Genomic DNA, 14,348 nt, shown 5'->3' on the forward strand with positions numbered 1-14,348 from the left:
GCCTGGGCGCCCAGGCCGTGCGCGAGGTTCAGGTGGTGGGCGGCGTGCAGGGCGGCCGCCGGGTCGGTGCGGCCGGGGGCGTGGACGCCCGAGCCGTAGCCCAGAAAGGCGCTGCACCAGGGCTCGTTGAGCGTGATCCAGGACGCGACGCGGTCGCCGAGCGCCTCACCGACGATGGACGCGTACTCGGCGAACCGGAGGGCGGTCTCCCGCACCGGCCAGCCGCCCGCGTCCTCCAGCTCCTGCGGCAGGTCCCAGTGGTAGAGGGTCAGGGCGGGCCGGATGCCGCGGGCCAGCAACTCGTCGACGAGGCGCCGGTAGAAGTCGAGGCCGCGCTGGACGGCGGGGCCGCGCCCGGTGGGCTGCACGCGCGACCAGGAGACGGAGAACCGGTAGGCGTTCAGGCCCAGGTCCGCCATGAGCGCCACGTCGTCGCGGTAGCGGTGGTAATGCTCGACGGCGACGTCGCCGGTGTCGCCGCCCGCGGTGCGGCCCGGGGTGTGGCTGAAGGTGTCCCAGATGGAGGGGGTGCGGCCGTCCTCGCGCACGGCGCCCTCGATCTGGTAGGCGGAGGTGGCCGCGCCCCAGAGGAAATCGCTCGGAAAGGTAATGGGTTCAGGCATGGAAGCGCTCCCATGAGTAGGGGGGAAGAGGCGTACGTAAGAGAGGTGGGGGCAGGGAAGTCCGGGAGCCCGTGGGCCCCCGGAGGTTTCCCGGTCGGTCAGCCCTTGACCGCGCCCTGCATGATGCCGCTCACGATCTGCTTGCCGAACAGGACGAAGGCGAGCAGCAGCGGCAGCGTGCCGAGCAGCGCGCCCGCCATGATCACGGCCCGGTCGGGGATGTAGCCCGTGCCGAGGGAGTTGAGCGCCACCTGAACCGTCGGGTTCGACTGGTTCAGCGCGATGATCGGCCACAGGAAGTCGTTCCAGGCCATCACGAACGTCAGCAGCCCGAGGACCGCCATCGCGGGCCGCGCCGCCGGGAACACCACGTGCCAGATGATCCGCAGACTGCTGGCCCCGTCCATACGCGCCGCCTCGATCAGCTCACTCGGCAGCGCCTGCACCAGGTACTGCCGCATGAAGAAGACCCCGAAGGCGCTCACGAACGTCGGCAGGATCACCGCCTGGAGCTGATTGGTCCACTGCAGGTCCGCGACCCACAGGTACAGCGGTACGACGCTGAGCTGCGGCGGCACCATCATCGTGCCGATGGTCAGCAGGAGCAGCGCCCCGCTGAACCTGAACTTCAGCTTGGCGAAGGCGAATCCGGCGATGGTGGAGAAGAGGACCGTGCCGATGGTGATGCTGCCCGCCACGATCGTGGTGTTCAGCATCGCGTCGCCCAGGCTGGCCTCCGTCCACGCCCGTTCGAGGTTCTTGAAGAGGTTGCCGCCGAACCACAGGGGCGGCGGCGTCTGGGCGAGCCGCCCGCTCGTGCGCGAGGCCGCGACGGCCGTCCAGATCAGGGGCGCCAGCGAGATCGCCGTGAACAGCACGAGGACCGCGTACGTGAGGGGGCCCGCGTGCATCGTCCGGCCGGCCTTCTGGCCGAGGGGACGCGCCGTGCCCTTCGGGGCCGCCTTCTCCTTCGGGTCCACCGTCCCCTTCGGCTCCACCGTGCGGGCCTTCATCGGTCCTTCCTCAGGCGTCGGGCGATCAGCATGTTGACCGCGGCGATGAGCAGCAGGATCACGAGCATCAGCCAGGCGACGGCCGACGCCCGCCCCAGATGGCCGTTGATCCAGCCCTGGTCGTACAGATAGAGCCCCAGGGTCTGGAACTGGTGGTCGGCGCCGCCCTTGGACCCGGCCGTGCCGCCGAACAGCAGCGGTTCGCCGAAGAGCTGGGTGGCCCCGATGGTGGAGACGACCACCGTGAACAGGATCGTCGGCCGCAGCATCGGGATGGTCACGTGCCGGAACTGCTGCCAGCGCGAGGCGCCGTCCAGTGCGGCCGACTCGTACAGGTCGTGCGGCACGGCCTGCATCGCGGCCAGGTAGATCAGCGCGTTGTACCCGGTCCACCGCCAGATGACGATCGACGACACGGCGAACTGCGAACCCCACGACGACTCGCGCCAGTTGACGGGATCGAAGCCGACGGAACCGATCACCCAGTTGACCATGCCCCCGTCCCACGCGAACAGGAGCGTGAAGACCAGTGAGGCGCTCGCCACGGACGTCGCGTAGGGAGCGAGCATCGCGACCCGCCACAGAGTGGAGCCGCGCAGCTTGTAGTTGAGCAGGTGCGCGATGCCGAGCGCGACGGCCAGCTGGGGAACGGTGGAGATGACCCCGATGGTGAAGGTGTTGCCGAGCGCGTTCCAGAAGTACTCGCTCTGCAGCAGGTTGGTGTAGTTGTCCAGGCCAAGCCAGGTGCTGTCGTCGAGGTTGGTCAGCTCCAGGCGGTGCAGCGAGGCCCAGCCGGTGTAGAGGAGCGGGAAGAGGCCGAAGGCGCCGAAGAAGAGGAAGAACGGCGCGACGAAGACGTACGGCGACGCCTTGATGTCCCAGCGGTACAGGCGGCTGCGCCACGGCGACGGCGTGCGGGACGTCTTGCTCCCGGTCGCGGCCGGGGCCGCGCCCCCCTGTCCGGAGGGCGCGGTCTCGGCGTACTCAGCGGTCTCGGACATGCGCGTCACTGTCCCAGAACGTCCTTGATCTCCTTCTGGGCAGCCTCCCAGCCCTCCGCGGGAGACTTGCCCTGCTGCTCCACCTGGAGCACACCGATGTCCGTGATGGACTGGCCGATCTGGGCGTCCTTGATGCCGTAGACGGCCGAGGGGGTGTTCTTCGCGATGTCGGCGAAGATCTCCGTGATGGGCGCGTCGTTGAAGTACGCCTTGGTGGCCGCGGACGGCTTCAGCGAGTCATAGGCCGACGGGGTCGAGGGGAAGCTGGCCTGCTTGGCGAAGACCTTCGCGAGCTGCTCGGGCTGCGTCAGCCAGACGGCGAGCTCGGTCGCCTCCTTCTTGTGCTTTCCCGCGCTCGGCACGCCGAGGAACGTGCCGCCCCAGTTGCCGTCCGTCGGCGCCTTCGCCATGTCCCACTGGCCCTTGCCCTCCGCGCCGCCCTTCTCCTGGATGTATCCGGCCATCCAGGCGGGGCAGGCCACCGTGGCGAACTTGGCGTTGGCGAAGCCCTGGTCCCACGTCGGGTCGAACTGCTTGAGCTTCGCGGACATGTCGCCCTGCGCGACCTTCATCGCCGCGTTCCAGGCGTCCTTGCGGCCCTGGCTGTCCTCGTAGATCTCCTTGCCGCCCTTGTCGTAGTACCGCTCGGTGGCACCGGCGAAGACCGCGTTGTAGACGCTGGCGGCGGAGTCGACGAACTTGGTGCCCTCGGGCGCCTTCGCCATGTACTTCTTGCCGAGCGCGACGTACTTGTCCCAGTCGCCCGCCCACTCCTTCGCGAGCTTCTCGCGGTCGGTGGGGAGTCCGGCCTTCGCGAAGAGGTCCTTGCGGTAGCAGAGCGCGGTCGGGCCGATGTCGACGCCGAGGCCGATCGTCTTGCCGTCCTCGGTCGTGGCCTGCTTCCACTTCCAGTCGAGGTACGTCGACTCGTCCACGCCCTCGGCCTTGCCCAGGTCCTCGAACTTGGCGCCCTGCGTCTGCACGACCTCCGTGATGTTGCTGACCTCTATGGCCGCGACGTCGTTGACGCCCGCGCCGGACTGCAGCTGGGTGAGCAGCTTCGGGTAATAGGCGTCGTTGCGCTCGATCACGTTCTCTTTGATCTTGATGTTCGGGTGCGACTGCTCGTACTCGTCGTAGAGACCTGCCTGCTTCAGGCCCAGCACGCCGAACGTGCCCACGTTGAGCGTGATCTTGCCGTCGCCGGCCGAGCCGCCTTCGTCGTCGCTCGAACAAGCGGCCAGCAGGCTCGTGGCCAGCACGGCCGTGGCCGCGCAGGCCACGATCCTGCGGGATCGACGGGACCGGCGGAAAGTGCTGCTGCGCATGACGTCCTCCTGTTGCCTGACGTGCCGACCCCCCGGCCAACTGCACTGCTGGGCCCGTTGGTTCACTCTGCGGCTCGGGCGGGGAACGTGCGGGATGTGTACGTGTCAGGTAGTGTGGGAGCGCTCCCACACGTGATGAGTTGAAGACTCGTGGCTGGCGCCGGGGGTGTCAAGGGACCGGACAGGGAGTTGCGCCTTCGGTTATCGGGCCGTTACGGGACGTCTGTGGATCGGCCCACCGGTCCGGCGAAGATCGGGCTGTTACATTCCTCGCCGGGGGAAGTGTGACGGGAGGCGGACTATGGCAGCTCAGGCGGCGCGCGGCCGCAGCGGCGGACGGCCCACTCTGGAACAGGTGGCGGCGCGGGCGGGGGTCGGCCGGGGGACGGTGTCCCGCGTGATCAACGGTTCGCCGCGGGTGAGCGAGGCGACCAGGACCGCCGTCGAGGCCGCCGTGGCCGAGCTCGGATACGTGCCCAACACCGCGGCGCGCGCCCTGGCCGCCAACCGCACGGACGCGATCGCCCTGGTCGTGCCCGAGCCGGAGACCCGCTTCTTCGCCGAGCCGTACTTCTCCGACGTCCTGCGCGGAGTGGGCGCCGAGCTCAGCGAGACCGAGATGCAGCTGCTGCTGATCTTCGCGGGCAATGACCGCAGGCGCCAGCGCCTCGCCCAGTACCTCGCGGCCCACCGCGTCGACGGAGTCCTCCTGGTCTCGGTGCACGCCGACGACCCGCTGCCCGACCTGCTCGCCCAGCTGGAGATCCCCGCGGTGATCAGCGGCCGCCGCTCCGCCGAGGAGGCACTGCCGTCCGTCGACTCCGACAACTACGCCGGGGCCTGCTCCGCGGTGGAACACCTCCTGGCGCGCGGCCGCACCGCCATAGCCACCATCACCGGCCGCCTCGACGTGTACGGGGCCCAGCGCCGCCTGGACGGCTACCGCGCCGCGCTGCAGGAGGCGGGCCACACGGTGGACGAACGGCTGATCGCACAGGGCGACTTCACGGAGGAGGGCGGCCGCCGCGCGATGCGGGAGCTCCTCGCCGCCTGCCCCGAGGTGGACGCGGTGTTCGCGGGCTCCGACGTGATGGCGGCCGGCGCCCGCCAGGCGCTGCGCGAGGCGGGGCGCCGCATACCCGACGACGTGGCCCTCGTCGGCTTCGACGACTCGGCGATCGCCCGGCACATGGATCCGCCGCTGACGAGCGTGCGGCAGCCGATCGAGGAGATGGGGCGCGCGATGATCGACCTCCTTCTCGCCGAGATCGCGGACAGCCGCCCCGCGGCCGTCCGGCGTCTGGAGCGGCGCCAGCTGGTGCTCCCGACGCGGCTGGTGGAGCGGGCCTCTTCCTGAGCCCTGGGGCCCGAGCGCCTAGTCCTTGAGCCGAGGGGCCTTACTACTCCGTCGCCCGCCCGTCGTCGCGCACGGCACTCGCCCGCAGGGCGTCCGCCGCCTCGTGGGCCTGCTCGGCGTGGCGCCGGTGCTCCGCGGCCACCGGGGCTGTCACGGCCTGCTGTCGCAGCCGCTGCACCCGGGCTTCCAGGGCGGCCCGTGCGGAAGAGCCGTCGGGGGGCCGCCACGAGACGGAGGCGACCGTCTCCCTGTCGGTGGAGTCCTGGTCCCGCCCGGCGGCGGCGTCCGCGCGCCGCAGCGCCGACTCGCTTGGGTCCGGCCGTGCCCGGCGGACCGCCAGCAGATCCTGGACCCGGCCGGTCTGTTCGTACGGGCGCTGCCGCACGACTGGGGAGATCCCCGCCCGTGGCGCGCTCCCGCTCGTCGACCTGCGCCTCCCGGGCGGACTGTTCGGCGGATCGGGTCCTATGGCGGCAGTACGCTCCGTCCGCCGCCCTCGGGAACGCGTGAAACGGCCCGTAGACTGCACGGCCGAGGAGCCAGGCAATGAACTTTCCCGAGTACGGCGGCCCGGGTGACGGCGACGGCTGCGGAGTCGTCGACCACCACCCGGACGGCACCGCTGTCCGCTGTGCGGAGGCGGGCGCGTGGCACATCGCGTGGGAGCACGAAGGCCCGGACGAGATCAGGACGTCCTTCGTGTGCGACGGCCACATGGAGACCGTGCGGGCCGCCCACCCCTATCTGGACCGGCATCCGGTCGGTACGGACTGCACGCATCCCGGAGCCCGCTGGGTGGACAGCCGCATCGGCGCCTGGTGCCGCGCGCCCGCACGGTGACCACGCCGCCTTCCGCCGCGCCTCCTACCGCACGTCACCCGTGAAGATCGCGGACTCCGACTCCATGTCCGGCGAGACCTCGATCTGAATCGTCTTCTCGGCCTTCGGCAGCTCGCACGCCCACGTCACCGTGATGGACCGGCCCGCGAGGAGCTTCGTGTCCGGCCCGCCGTTCAGCCCCCGCTCGGTGTCGAAGATCGATTCGCTCGACTTGCCGTCCTTGCCGTACGAGCAGCTGGCGGTGAACGCCGACGTGTCGACGGTCGCCTTGCCGTTGTTCTTCACCCGCACACCGAACTTGACGTACGGAGTGTTCTCCGGCGAGCCGTACGAGCTGGACGTGCCGCGGGCGAACTTCGACAGCTTCACCTCGACGTCGCTGTCGTACGTCACGGTGTCGTCGAGGCCCGCCACATCAGCGTCGGAGCCCTCCTCCTCGGACTCCTCGGCCGACTCCTCCTCGACCGGCTCCTCCTTGTCCGCGACCACGTCGTCGCCCGCCGCGGGCTCGGCGGAACTGGTGGTCTCCGGCTTCTTGTCGTCGTCGCGGCTGTTGACGACGACGATGCCCGTGACGACGACGGCGGCGATGACCGCGGCGGCCGAGCCGATGATGACCGCGTTGCTCGCGCCCTTCCGCTGCGGCGGAGGAGGAGGCTGCGGCGGAAATACGGGCGGCGGTGGCGGCATGGTGTTGCTCATGGGTCCCCCCTGCAGTTGTGCTCTCTCTGCGCATGATGCGTCTTCGTGTGCATCATGTGAAGGAGGAGTGTCTGTTTCGTGATGCGGGGGGCCCTGCTGTGCCGCGTTCACCGGTGCAGGATGTCCGGGATCCAGCACGGGAAGTCAGTCGCGGGCCCGACGACGAGGGGGGTCGCTCGGGTTCCGCGCTCCTTGTTCGATGCCACGGATCATGGCCAACGAGAGATGCGCCGCGCGAGCGAGGTCGGCCTGCCGCATCCGGCGTGCCTTGTGGGTGGCCGCGATGCGCTTGCCCAGCACTGCGGCGTCGAGTGGCGGCATACTGGCTCCAGTTCGAGGCGTCCACTCCGAACCGTACTCGCGTGATTACGCGCTGGTGCGTGCACGGCCGGGCCGCTTCGTCGACGCTCAGCGGGCCGCGATCGCCACCAGATCCATGAGGGAGTTGATCCGGTAGTCCGCAGCCGCGATCAGCTCGGGGTCCTCTGCCCACAAGTGCCCCCACGGGCCCCGGCGCAGGTGAGCGGTACGCAGCCCTGCAGCTCGCGCGGGGAACACGTCGTTCTGTGGGTGGTCACCCACGTAGAGGATCTCCTGAGCAGCGCCGCCGGCCTCAGCGACGAGCCGCTCGAAGAATGAAGGGTCGGGCTTGGCGACACCCCACTCGCCGGACGTCGCGATCACGTCCGCGGGCAGGTCGAGCTCACGCAGCAGTTCGGCGGCCTTCGTCGTCTGGTTGCCCGAGATGATGACGTACGTACCGGCCGCCCGCAGGGCTGCGAGCGCGGGTCGGACGTCGTCGTACACGTCGGTCTCGTCGAGGTGCTCCCCGAGGCCCGCCTTCTCGCGGGCCCGGTAGGCGGACGGGATGTCGATCCCCGGCTGGAGCAGGCGCAGGGCCTCGGCGTTGTCCTTGCCCTGGGCGACCACGGCGCCGACGAGCGCCGACACGGTGTGGCGTGGTACGCGCAACCAGTCGGCCCACGAAGCCCAGTGGCGGTCGTCTCGGACGAGGGTTTCGCCTACGTCGAGTGCGATGGTGCGGATCATGTGGCGACCATAACCGCCGTGTTGCCCGCGCCCCACCACGTTGTGAGCATGAAGAAGGGCTGACCTGCTTTCGCAGATCAGCCCTTGATCGATCAGGGTGAGTGACGGGACTTGAACCCGCGGCCACCTGGACCACAACCAGGTGCTCTACCAACTGAGCTACACCCACCATGCCCGGTCTTTTGTCGTTCTTCCGACCGGCCGAGAAAAAGTGTACAGGGTCCGAAGGGGTGCTCGCGCACACGTTTCCCGGACCCCGTACACAGGGCTCTCGCTGGGGCTATTCCGCAGGCAGGACGTGCTTGGCCGCGATCGTCCGCGCGGCCTCGGAGTCCGGTCCGGGCTGCGGGACGAAGATCGCCTCGCGGTAGTACCGCAGCTCCGCGATGGACTCGCGGATGTCGGCGAGCGCGCGGTGGTTGCCGTTCTTGTCCGGGCTGTTGAAGTACGCCCTCGGATACCAGCGCCGGGCCAGCTCCTTGATCGAGGAGACGTCGACGATGCGGTAGTGGAGGTACTCCTCCAGCGTCTGCATGTCCCGCAGCAGGAAGCCGCGGTCGGTGCCGACGGAGTTTCCGCACAGGGGAGCCTTCCGCGGCTCCTTGACGTGCTCACGTACGTACGCCAGGACCTGCTCCTCGGCGTCGGCCAGCGTGGTGCCGCCGGCCAGTTCGTCGAGGAGCCCCGAGGCGGTGTGCATCGTGCGCACCACCTCGGGCATGGTCTCCAGCGCCGCGTCCGGCGGGCGGATCACGATGTCCACACCTTCGCCGAGCACGTTCAGTTCCGAGTCGGTGACCAGTGCGGCCACCTCGATAAGTGCGTCGTCCGTCAACGAGAGCCCGGTCATCTCGCAGTCGATCCACACCATGCGATCGTTCATGCGTCTTACCCTACGGCGCACTCCTCTGCCCGGGCAGAGGAGCACGTCCTGGCGCGTACGCGTCCGAGTTCGGCTTGCCGGGCTCGGTCGGCACCGAGGTCGACGGGCCGAGCGCGCTCGCCGCGGCCGTACGCCGGGTCTGGGACGGCACCGGACCGGCCTCCACCAGGGTGGGCACGGCCTGCGCCGTCGCCGGTACGGACTCCAGTGCCCGCTCGCCCTGCGGCCTGCGGGCGCGATAGGCGGCCCGGTAGGCAGCGGGGGACGAACCCAGCTGGCGTCGGAAGTGTCCCCGCAGCGCCACGGGCGACCGGAAGCCGCAGCGGCCCGCGACCTCGTCGACGGAGTAGTCGGAGGTCTCGAGCAGCCGCTGTGCCTGGAGCACCCGCTGGGTGATCAGCCACTGCAGCGGCGCGCTGCCCGTGAGCGAGCGGAACCTGCGGTCGAAGGTGCGCCTGCTCATGTAGGCGCGCGCGGCCAGCGTCTCCACGTCGAACTGCTCGTGGAGGTGCTCCAGCGCCCAGGCGACGACCTCGGCGAGCGGGTCGGCGCCGATCTCCTCCGGTAAAGACCTGTCGAGATAGCGCTCCTGGCCGCCGGCCCGGCGCGGCGGCACCACGAGCCTGCGGGCGAGTGCGCCCGCCGCTTCGTTGCCGTGGTCCGTGCGCACGATGTGCAGACAGAGATCGATTCCGGCCGCGGTGCCGGCACTCGTCAGGACGTCCCCGTCGTCGACGAAGAGCTCGCGCGGATCCACGTGGACGGACGGATAACGCTTCGCGAGCGTCGGCGCGTACATCCAGTGGGTGGTCGCCGGGCGGCCGTCGAGCAGCCCGGCCGCGGCGAGCACGAACGCCCCCGTGCACAGCCCGACGATGCGGGCGCCCTCCTCGTGCGCGCGACGCAGTGCGTCGAGCGCCTCCGGTGGTGGCGGCGACGTGATCGACCGCCAGGCGGGCACGACGACCGTGCCGGCCCGGCCGATCGCCTCGAGGCCGTGTGGTGCGGTGAGTTCCAGTCCGCCGGTGGTCCGCAGCGGGCCCTCCTCGCCGGCACACACCAGCAGGCGGTAGCGGGGGACCCCCGCGTCCTGCCGGTCGATGCCGAACACTGAGAGCGGTATGGAACTCTCGAAGATGGGACCGCCGCTGAAAAGCAGCACCGCTACGATCTCCCGGCGGCGCCGCCCCGAGAGTTTCCGAGCCGCGGCCTCCGGCGCGGCAGTGGAGTCGTGGCTCATGGTGCTAAACCCCCCTCGGGCTTCGCGGCTCCCTGTTCTTGACGTGCTTGACGCGCTTGCCTGGCTTGTCGCTCCTGCACGTTTCCCCTCGGTCCTCCACCAGTCCCCCGCCGTAATACAGTCAAGATCGAATCTACTGCGTCCCGTGCTGCCGGGGTGACCAGTTCATCACTCGGCAGATTGTCGACATGGCAACTTGGCGTGAAGCATTCGATCACGAAGCGTTGCACTCGGGCGGCTTGCTGGGAAGTGCGCCTTCGCTCCGTGGCCGGTCCCCGTAGGGTGCGGGCGGCCTGAGCGCGTCTTTCAGCCCTGGTCGGACGGGGGTTGAGGGGGCGTTCGGCCAAGAAATCGACGGCCCCCGGAAGTTGGCTGAAAACATACGGGAGCGTGTGTGTGAATTGGTCAGTCCAACGGCGCACTGTCGGCACTTTGACGAGTGCCCCTGTGCGCCCCCACACCCGTTCTGCCGTGCCGTCCGCGGTGCCCCTTGTTCTGTTCTGCAAGCAGTCGCGCGGCGCCCCGCTCGGACTGCCGCAGGAGCAGCCGGCACACTCCCGTGACCGCCACGAGGCCGAGCGCCGCGCCGGTGGCGCCGGCCAGTGAGCCGCCGTACCCGACAAGGACGACAGGGACCAGCACGCAGCTGAACGCGGCCCAGCGGACCACGTCGCTCACCGAGTCCGGCGGGGGCGCGTCCGTCGGCTCGTGGGCGCGCGGCGCGGGCACCGTGGCGGGCCGCCGCTCGTGCGCTCCTTGCTCGGGTGAAGAAGGGAAGCGGGTGGAAGGTGGGGACGCGGTCGAAGGTCCAGGCACGGCGTGCTCCCTGGGGCGGTGGTGTACGGAGGTCCGGCGCTGTCCAACGCGAGGCGCGTCGACGGGTCACTGCGGAGGGCCCCCGGTGGCGCCGGACGGGTGGGCAAACCGCCTGTAGGAGGCAGCAACCATTGCCATACGGGCGCGGCTCATGCATGCTCCGGTGAACGCCGGGGGCCCCTGTGCTGGGCCCGGTGCGGGCTCCGAGCGGGGCCCTTCGCAGGCTCTGGGCAGAGGAGGAGTGTCGCCGTACCCTTGGGGGTATGGGGTTGGGAAGATGATTCCCGGACGACCTTCCAGGTCCTGAACTTTCGCACCACGAAAAAGCCGACCCTCCCACAGAGGACTCCTTCGCCGAGACACCGATGGCCGGTCACGAATTCTCCGAACCTGCGGACCGCAAGCGGCAGGTCGCCGATCCGACAGCGACCCCCCGCGCGGCGGAAGAACCGCGTCACTCCTGCGATCCCGCCTTCCGGCACGGTGTCGTCGTCGGCTTCGACGGCTCGACCTCCAGTGAGCGGGCCCTCGCCTATGCGATCGGGATGGCCCACCGCTCCGGGTCGGGCCTGATCATCGTCCACGTCGCCAACCGGCTGCCCACCACGGTGTGGGCGGGCTGCGAGCCCCCGGTCTTCGTCGACGTGCCGGACCACCGCACGGAAGTGCTCGGCCTGGAGCTGGCGTGCGCGGAGTATCTCTCCGAGGTGCCGTGGATCCTCGTCGAGCGGGGCGGCGACATCTGTCACGAGCTGGAGGAGGTCGGCCGCGAGTACAGCGCGGACGCGATCGTCGTCGGCTCCACGCACGGCATCGTGGGGCGCATCTTCGGCTCGGTCGCGGGCCGGCTCGCGCGCCGGGCGCAGCGCCCCGTCGTCGTCATTCCTTAACGCCCGCACGCCCCCGGTGAGTTGGGGGGCGTGCGGCTCAACTCGCCTTGTGAGGCGCTTTTGTGGACAGATAAATCTACTCGCGCGTAGAGGTGGTTCGTGCCCTGGTGAAGGGTACATAAGGGTCACAACGGCGGCGTCTCGGGCCGGAGGGTGACGGCCACCGGACGAGGCGGGCGCGGGTCGGGGTAATGGGCGACCCCGGCCCTTCGGGAACGGCCCCCTGTGTGCTGGTGGCACGCACAGGGGGCCGTTCACTTGGGTCCGGCGGTCGTGGCTACTCCACCGTCACGGACTTCGCGAGGTTGCGCGGCTTGTCGATGTCCCGGCCGAGCGCCAGCGCCGTGTGGTACGCGAGGAGCTGGAGCGGGATGCCCATCAGGATCGGGTCCAGCTCGTTCTCGTTCTTCGGGACGAGGATGGTCTGGTCGGCCTTCTCCTGCTCCTGGTGCGCGACGGCGAGGATCTTGCCGCTGCGGGCCTTGATCTCCTCCAGGGCGGCGCGGTTCTTCTCCAGGAGGTCGTCGTCCGGGACGATCGCGACCGTCGGCAGGGCGGGCTCGATGAGCGCGAGCGGGCCGTGCTTCAGCTCGGAGGCGGGGTAGGCCTCGGCGTGGATGTACGAGACCTCCTTGAGCTTGAGGGAGGCCTCACGGGCGACGGGGTAGCCGCGTACCCGACCGATGAAGAGCATCGAGCGGGCGTCCGCGTACTGCTTGGCGATCTTCTTGATCTCGTCCTCCTGCTTGAGGATCTCCGAGATCTGGCCGGGCAGCTTGCGCAGGCCCTCGATGATCCGCTTGCCGTCGGAGACCGACAGGTCACGGATGCGGCCCAGGTGCAGGGCGAGCAGGCCGAAGGCGACCGTGGTGTTGGTGAAGCACTTGGTGGAGACGACGCAGACCTCGGGGCCCGCGTGGACGTACACGCCCGCGTCGGCCTCACGGGCGATCGCCGAGCCGACCACGTTCACGACGCCGAGGACGCGGGCGCCCTTGCGCTTGAGCTCCTGGACCGCGGCCAGCACGTCGTACGTCTCGCCGGACTGGGAGACGGCGACGTAGAGGGTGTCGGGGTCCACGACCGGGTTGCGGTAGCGGAACTCGCTCGCGGGCTCGGCGTCCGCGGGGATGCGGGCCAGCTCCTCGATCATCTGGGCGCCGATCATGCCCGCGTGGTACGAGGTGCCGCAGCCGAGGATCTTGACGCGGCGAACCTTGCGGGCGTCGTGCGCGTCGAGGTTGAGGCCGCCGAGGTGCACGGTGGAGAAGCGGTCGTCGATGCGGCCGCGCAGTACGCGGTCGACCGCGTCGGGCTGCTCGAAGATCTCCTTGTGCATGTACGTGTCGTGGCCGCCCATGTCGTACGACTCGGCCTCCCACTCCACGGTGGTCGGCGAGGCGGTCGTGCGCGAGCCCTCGGTGGTGTACGTGCGGTAGTCGTCGGCCTTGATGGTGGCCATCTCGCCGTCGTCGAGGGTGACGACCTGGCGGGTGTGCGAGACGAGGGCGGCGACGTCCGAGGCGACGAACATCTCCTTCTCGCCGATGCCGAGGACGACCGGGGAGCCGTTGCGGGCGACCACGATGCGGTCGTTGAAGTCGGCGTGCAGCACGGCGATGCCGTAGGTGCCCTCGATGTGGCGCAGGGCCTCGCGGACCTTCTCCTCCAGGGTGTCCGCCTGGGAGCGGGCGACGAGGTGGGTGAGGACCTCGGTGTCCGTCTCGGAGAGGAACTCGACGCCGTCGGCGGTCAGCTTGGCGCGCAGCTCGGAGGCGTTGTCGATGATGCCGTTGTGGACGACGGCGACCTTGTTGTCCTCGGAGAGGTGCGGGTGGGCGTTCTCGTCGGAGGGGGCGCCGTGGGTGGCCCAGCGGGTGTGGGCGATGCCGGTCGTGCCCTTGAAGCGGGCGGGGACCTTGGCCTCCAGGTCGCGGACGCGGCCCTTGGCCTTGACCATCTTCAGGCCGGCGGCCTTGGGGCTGGTGACGGCGATGCCCGCGGAGTCGTAGCCGCGGTACTCCAGGCGCTGCAGGCCTTCGAGGAGGAGCGGGGCGACGTCACGCTTGCCGATGTATCCGACGATTCCGCACATAAAGGGTGTCCTAGCCGTAGACGATGCGGCGCAGCTGCCTGAGCGTGAGCTCCGGAGGTGCGACCGCGCGGTATTCGAGGTCCGCCGAGATCTGCTGGAAGATCGCCGCGTTCAGCAGGCCCTGACCCTGCAGCTCGCGGTGGCGGCGACGGACGAACTGTTCGGTCGTCTCGTCGAAGTAGGCGAGCACGTCCTGGACGACCCGCAGCGCTTCGCCCCGCTGGAGCGGGGTGCTGCGGGTGAGGTGATCCACCAGGTCGTCGTGCATTCGTTGATCCTGGGGTATCGGACACCCTTTCGCAAGAATCCTGCCCGGAATCGGGCAAGAGCGTGTCGAACGGGCCGGCGAGTGGCGCAAAGGGCGCTCACATGCGACGCAGGACCGCCTGCTTGGCCGTCGCGAACTCCTCGTCCGTGAGGATCCCGGCCTGGTGCAGCTCGCCCAGTTCGCGCAGGCGGCGCAGGAGCGCGTCGTGGTCCTCGGCCGCGGGCCGCGGCGCCGCGGCCGAG

General features: G+C 69.9%; 16 protein-coding genes and 1 tRNA gene. 3 read left to right on the forward strand and 14 right to left on the reverse strand.

The genetic code is table 11. The annotated features are described in order from the left end of the window. From AOK03_RS13735 to AOK03_RS13750, 4 genes are all read right to left on the reverse strand, one after another. On the reverse strand, window positions 1-623 hold a 623-nt coding region (locus tag AOK03_RS13735), incomplete at its 3' end, for a family 1 glycosylhydrolase (protein ID WP_157868942.1). 98 nt (window positions 624-721) lie between these two features. Continuing rightward, window positions 722-1,534 carry a carbohydrate ABC transporter permease gene (locus AOK03_RS13740; RefSeq protein ID WP_244177601.1) on the reverse strand — a complete coding sequence of 271 codons (813 nt, stop codon included), beginning with the start codon at window positions 1,532-1,534 and terminating at the stop codon, window positions 722-724. 98 nt (window positions 1,535-1,632) lie between these two features. After that, on the reverse strand, window positions 1,633-2,637 hold the full coding sequence (locus AOK03_RS13745) for a carbohydrate ABC transporter permease (RefSeq protein WP_055565520.1): 1,005 nt from the start codon (window positions 2,635-2,637) through the stop codon (window positions 1,633-1,635). 5 nt (window positions 2,638-2,642) lie between these two features. Further along, window positions 2,643-3,965 (reverse strand): ABC transporter substrate-binding protein, encoded by a 1,323-nt coding sequence (locus tag AOK03_RS13750; protein WP_055565521.1) that lies wholly within the window; start codon window positions 3,963-3,965, stop codon window positions 2,643-2,645. A 301-nt stretch (window positions 3,966-4,266) separates the two neighbouring features. Between AOK03_RS13750 and AOK03_RS13755 the strand changes: the two genes are divergently transcribed. Further along, a complete protein-coding gene (locus tag AOK03_RS13755) occupies window positions 4,267-5,322 on the forward strand; it encodes a LacI family DNA-binding transcriptional regulator (RefSeq protein WP_055565522.1) in 1,056 nt (351 codons plus the stop codon). A 43-nt stretch (window positions 5,323-5,365) separates the two neighbouring features. On the opposite strand, the gene AOK03_RS13760 is transcribed toward AOK03_RS13755, so the two are convergent. After that, complete coding sequence (locus tag AOK03_RS13760) at window positions 5,366-5,707, reverse strand: hypothetical protein (RefSeq protein WP_055565523.1); 342 nt, start codon at window positions 5,705-5,707, stop codon at window positions 5,366-5,368. Window positions 5,708-5,868: 161 nt separating this feature from the next. Here AOK03_RS13760 and AOK03_RS13765 point away from each other — a divergent pair, with 161 nt between their 5' ends. Continuing rightward, entirely contained in the window at window positions 5,869-6,162 is a 294-nt protein-coding gene (locus tag AOK03_RS13765; RefSeq protein ID WP_055565524.1) for a hypothetical protein, read from the forward strand. Window positions 6,163-6,186: 24 nt separating this feature from the next. On the opposite strand, the gene AOK03_RS13770 is transcribed toward AOK03_RS13765, so the two are convergent. The 6 genes from AOK03_RS13770 to AOK03_RS13795 form a co-directional block, all read right to left on the reverse strand. Then, window positions 6,187-6,864 (reverse strand): DUF4352 domain-containing protein, encoded by a 678-nt coding sequence (locus AOK03_RS13770; protein ID WP_055565525.1) that lies wholly within the window; start codon window positions 6,862-6,864, stop codon window positions 6,187-6,189. Between the two features lie 408 nt (window positions 6,865-7,272). Continuing rightward, a complete protein-coding gene (locus tag AOK03_RS13775) occupies window positions 7,273-7,914 on the reverse strand; it encodes an HAD family hydrolase (RefSeq protein WP_055565526.1) in 642 nt (213 codons plus the stop codon). A 96-nt stretch (window positions 7,915-8,010) separates the two neighbouring features. Beyond that, window positions 8,011-8,083: transfer RNA gene (locus AOK03_RS13780), tRNA-His, on the reverse strand. Between the two features lie 111 nt (window positions 8,084-8,194). Further along, window positions 8,195-8,797, reverse strand: coding sequence for an oligoribonuclease (orn, locus tag AOK03_RS13785; protein ID WP_055565527.1), 603 nt, complete (start codon window positions 8,795-8,797; stop codon window positions 8,195-8,197). A 10-nt stretch (window positions 8,798-8,807) separates the two neighbouring features. Continuing rightward, entirely contained in the window at window positions 8,808-10,037 is a 1,230-nt protein-coding gene (locus AOK03_RS13790) for a GlxA family transcriptional regulator (RefSeq protein WP_055565528.1), read from the reverse strand. Window positions 10,038-10,442: 405 nt separating this feature from the next. Continuing rightward, complete coding sequence (locus tag AOK03_RS13795; RefSeq protein ID WP_425264378.1) at window positions 10,443-10,853, reverse strand: hypothetical protein; 411 nt, start codon at window positions 10,851-10,853, stop codon at window positions 10,443-10,445. A 365-nt stretch (window positions 10,854-11,218) separates the two neighbouring features. On the opposite strand from AOK03_RS13795, the gene AOK03_RS13800 reads away from it, so the two are divergent. Continuing rightward, the gene (locus AOK03_RS13800) at window positions 11,219-11,743 is read left to right on the forward strand and encodes a universal stress protein (protein ID WP_055565530.1); all 525 of its coding nucleotides are present in this window, start codon (window positions 11,219-11,221) and stop codon (window positions 11,741-11,743) included. Between the two features lie 277 nt (window positions 11,744-12,020). Here AOK03_RS13800 and glmS read toward each other — a convergent pair whose 3' ends face one another. The 3 genes from glmS to AOK03_RS40815 form a co-directional block, all read right to left on the reverse strand. Continuing rightward, window positions 12,021-13,838, reverse strand: coding sequence for a glutamine--fructose-6-phosphate transaminase (isomerizing) (gene glmS, locus AOK03_RS13805; RefSeq protein WP_055565531.1), 1,818 nt, complete (start codon window positions 13,836-13,838; stop codon window positions 12,021-12,023). Between the two features lie 10 nt (window positions 13,839-13,848). Further along, window positions 13,849-14,106, reverse strand: coding sequence for a hypothetical protein (locus AOK03_RS13810; protein ID WP_055565532.1), 258 nt, complete (start codon window positions 14,104-14,106; stop codon window positions 13,849-13,851). Between the two features lie 97 nt (window positions 14,107-14,203). Beyond that, window positions 14,204-14,348: SHOCT domain-containing protein (locus AOK03_RS40815; protein ID WP_167355604.1), on the reverse strand; the 145-nt coding region annotated here is incomplete at its 5' end.

Source organism: Streptomyces atriruber (assembly GCF_001418325.1).
Lineage (GTDB): Bacteria > Actinomycetota > Actinomycetes > Streptomycetales > Streptomycetaceae > Streptomyces > Streptomyces atriruber.